Genomic DNA, 3,049 nt, shown 5'->3' with positions numbered 1-3,049 from the left:
CTCCCGAATCTCTCCAGATGATCAATTCGTCACTTCGTGCCGCCTGATGCACCCGGGCGGCGACGGTGAATTCCTGCGGTTCCGCTCGAACGATTTGCAAGCACGGTCTTTTTCGGCAAAGGGTGGGAACAAACCGCAACCACCCACGTTTTCATCGCACCATTCGAAGGAGATGGATCATGCTTTACTGGGCGCTCGTATTTCTCGTCGTTGCCATCATCGCCGGCGCGCTTGGTTTCGGCGGCATCGCCGGTACCTCCGCCGGCATAGCGCAGATATTGTTTTTCATCTTCCTCGCCTTCCTGGTCATTTCGCTTCTTGCGGGCCTGTTCAAACGGGCTTCGTAAGGACGGACGGCCGAACACTGGAAGCCGCACCCCTCAAACGGTTTCCAGCCACCGCCGGGCGGTGTCCCTCAAAGGACGCCGTCCGGCGGACCGTTTTTGGCGGCGGGTTTTCCGGAAACCTGTTTGGAACCCATTCAACGATGAGCCGTTCAGCCTGAATTGGGTGGACAGATTGGCCGATGGGTTCCAGGACCGGAAACAGGAAAGACGCCGTGCAAAGCGATGAAGTCATCGCCCTCCATCCCGCCGACAGCGGCATGCAGCTCGGCCGTGCTCTTCTTCACGCGTTGCACAATGCCGGCATTTCCGTTCTCTACCAGGATCGCGAGATGAAAACCGTATGGGCGCGCAACATGCGTGCGCCCTGGGTTTCGGACACCGCCGACAGCATCGGCATCCTGCCGGAGGCGCAGGCCGACCGCATCGGCGCGGCCAAGCGCGACGTCATTGCATCCGGCAACCCCCAACGTCTCGAGATCAGCGTTCCCGTCGAGGATGGCAGCCGCTGGTTCGAGGTGTGGATCGATGCCGATCACGGCGATGGTGGCACCGTGCAAGGCGTCGTCACCACGATGGTCGAGACGACGGAGCAGAAGCGCCGCGAGCAGACCCTGACGACGCTGTTGCGAGAGGTGAGCCATCGCTCGAAAAACCTGCTGGCGATCATCCAGAGCATAGCCACCCAGACCGGCCGCTACTCCGACAGCATCGGCGATTTCCTGACACGCTTTCGCGGCCGGCTGCAATCGCTGGCCTCGTCCCAGGATCTCGTGACCTCTTCCAACTGGCGGGGTGCAGCACTTCGCGAACTCGTATCGGGCCAGGTTGGCCGCTATGGCGGCGATCCGGTTCGGAGCCTGAGGTTTCAGGGGGCAAACCCCTATCTCAATCCCAACGCTGCCTTGCATATCGGCCTTGCGATGCATGAACTCGCCGTCAATTCGGTGAGCTACGGCGCCCTGTCGCGGCCCGGCGGGTACGTCAATGTTACAGCCAACCTGACCGCCGACGACACGGGAACCTCCCTGTCCCTGACATGGGCGGAGGCAATCGGCGCCAGTGATGTCAGGCGTAGCGAGAAGCGCTTCGGCAGCGTCGCACTCGAACGGGTCGTGCCGGCGTCACTGAACGGAACGGCGACGCTCGAAATCGCGGCTGGCCGCCTTGAATACCGCCTTGTCGTTCCGCACGGCAATTTCGAGACGGATTGAGCGACCTTCCTTAACCCGCCGTTCACCATAAAAGCAGATGCTGTTTTTCCCAGATACCGCTGGAACTTGTTGCATCACCGAACATTTCCGCAGCAGGATTTACAGCATGGTGGGAGGAATGCCTTGACGGTTGCCGACATGAACAGACTGGAGCAGGCCGCCCGGATTTCCATGGGCGAGTTTGAGGACTCAGAGGCTTCCACGCCACCGCTGGCTCCTGTTCCCAACGGAGCTTTGCGCCTAGTTGCGCTGGCCTTGGTGGCGGTGATCATGGCGGTCGCCCTGCACCAACTGGTCTACTAGGCCACCTCGTTTCGGCCGGTGGCCGAATCGGCTGTAGCGCCATCTTATTTCCCCGGCCGATCAAGCCAGCCAGGAACTTTGGCGAATGTAGACCGTTACTATGGCGAGAGGACTTCTCGCCATGGAACATATCGCTGCATTGTTGCTGGTCATCGGTTGCTCGAACACGATGGCCGACTGCCGTGAACTCCAGGTGCCCGTAAGCGTTTTCGCGACGGCCGAGCAATGCGTGGCCGAACGCCCATTCGTCTTGGGCGACGTGCAAGGGCAGGCTGACCACATCGTCGCCAAATGCCTTGCGGTCGATCCGGCGCTTGAGGACGACTATGATCAGATCGTCTGGAATGTGCGCGCCGATGGTACGCTTGACGCGTCTTTGGCAATTTCCAGCCTGGTAATGGCATCGAACACGATACGCCCAGAAAAAGACTATCTTCACCAACAATAGATTGCAGCAGCAAAGGCCGTCATTTCATGCTAAATGGCGGCTGGAGCTTACTAAAGTGAGGACACAAAGTGAGGAGTGACTCTATGCGGAAGATGATTATTGCCCTGGTTGCGGTGGTCGCGGTCAGCGGCTGCACCTCGACTGAGAAGGACGTGGTTGGCGGCGGCTTGATCGGCGCCGGTGTCGGCGGCTTGGTCGGCGGCGGTAAGGGCGCGCTGATCGGCGCGGCCGTGGGTGCCGGTTCCGGCCTGCTGGTGCGCAACCTGCGCAACGGCTATTGCCAATATCGCGATCATCGCGGCCGGATCTACACGGCTCGCTGCAACTAATTCGGCGATAATCGAAACGTCGATCCGGAGGCCGGTCCGCCGGCTTCCGGGTTTTTGATGTCTGGATGCTTCCCCCTTGTCGGCAACGGTCGCGCTCAATTGGCGAGTGGAATTTTGATTTCCACGTTCAGCCCATTGGCTTGGTAATCCCGTTTGATCGTACCGCGCAATTCGCGCGTCACGTTGAGGTCGATCAGCTTGGTGCCGAATCCGGTCTCGGCGGGCGCTTCAAGTTTCTTCTGCCCGTTTTCGCGCCAGTTGAGAGCCAGCACCCTGTCGCGCCCTCGGCCTTCGAGCGACCAGTCCACCTTCAGCGCCCCAACGGAATTGCCGGCCTCGCCGTATTTCAGCGCATTCGTCGCCAGTTCGTGGAAGGTCAGGCCGAGCGCTTGCGTCGTGGTTTCGTCGAGC

Annotated in this window: 5 protein-coding genes and 1 pseudogene; 5 read left to right on the top strand and 1 reads right to left on the bottom strand. The window is 60.4% G+C overall.

Annotated elements, in window-relative coordinates; translation table 11 throughout:
- Positions 1-179 precede the first annotated feature (179 nt).
- From ENZ75_RS26715 to ENZ75_RS26695, 5 genes are all read left to right on the top strand, one after another.
- The gene (locus tag ENZ75_RS26715; protein ID WP_013529282.1) at positions 180-347 is read left to right on the top strand and encodes a DUF1328 domain-containing protein; all 168 of its coding nucleotides are present in this window, start codon (positions 180-182) and stop codon (positions 345-347) included.
- Positions 348-526: 179 nt separating this feature from the next.
- Entirely contained in the window at positions 527-1,558 is a 1,032-nt protein-coding gene (locus tag ENZ75_RS26710; protein ID WP_063169141.1) for a sensor histidine kinase, read from the top strand.
- Between the two features lie 123 nt (positions 1,559-1,681).
- Positions 1,682-1,861: a hypothetical protein gene (locus ENZ75_RS26705; RefSeq protein WP_063169142.1), complete on the top strand. Its 180-nt coding sequence runs from the start codon at positions 1,682-1,684 to the stop codon at positions 1,859-1,861.
- Positions 1,862-1,982: 121 nt separating this feature from the next.
- Positions 1,983-2,309 (top strand): hypothetical protein, encoded by a 327-nt coding sequence (locus tag ENZ75_RS26700; RefSeq protein WP_013529279.1) that lies wholly within the window; start codon positions 1,983-1,985, stop codon positions 2,307-2,309.
- An 83-nt stretch (positions 2,310-2,392) separates the two neighbouring features.
- Entirely contained in the window at positions 2,393-2,638 is a 246-nt protein-coding gene (locus tag ENZ75_RS26695) for a YMGG-like glycine zipper-containing protein (RefSeq protein WP_013529278.1), read from the top strand.
- 95 nt (positions 2,639-2,733) lie between these two features.
- Here the strand turns inward: ENZ75_RS26695 and ENZ75_RS26690 are convergent.
- Positions 2,734-3,049 (bottom strand): annotated as a pseudogene (locus ENZ75_RS26690) (histidine kinase); the annotation flags it as partial.

This window comes from Mesorhizobium sp. M7A.F.Ca.CA.002.04.1.1 (assembly GCF_004022805.1).
Lineage (GTDB): Bacteria > Pseudomonadota > Alphaproteobacteria > Rhizobiales > Rhizobiaceae > Mesorhizobium > Mesorhizobium ciceri.
This window is presented reverse-complemented; position numbering and strand designations above follow the sequence as displayed.

What these genes read in the sequence shown, in the direction of transcription:
- ENZ75_RS26715 (WP_013529282.1), top strand. Translation starts at nt 180, where the DNA reads ATGCTTTACTGGGCGCTCGTATTTCTCGTCGTTGCCATCATCGCCGGC.
- ENZ75_RS26710 (WP_063169141.1), top strand. Translation starts at nt 527, where the DNA reads ATGGGTTCCAGGACCGGAAACAGGAAAGACGCCGTGCAAAGCGATGAA.
- ENZ75_RS26700 (WP_013529279.1), top strand. Translation starts at nt 1,983, where the DNA reads ATGGAACATATCGCTGCATTGTTGCTGGTCATCGGTTGCTCGAACACG.
- ENZ75_RS26695 (WP_013529278.1), top strand. Translation starts at nt 2,393, where the DNA reads ATGCGGAAGATGATTATTGCCCTGGTTGCGGTGGTCGCGGTCAGCGGC.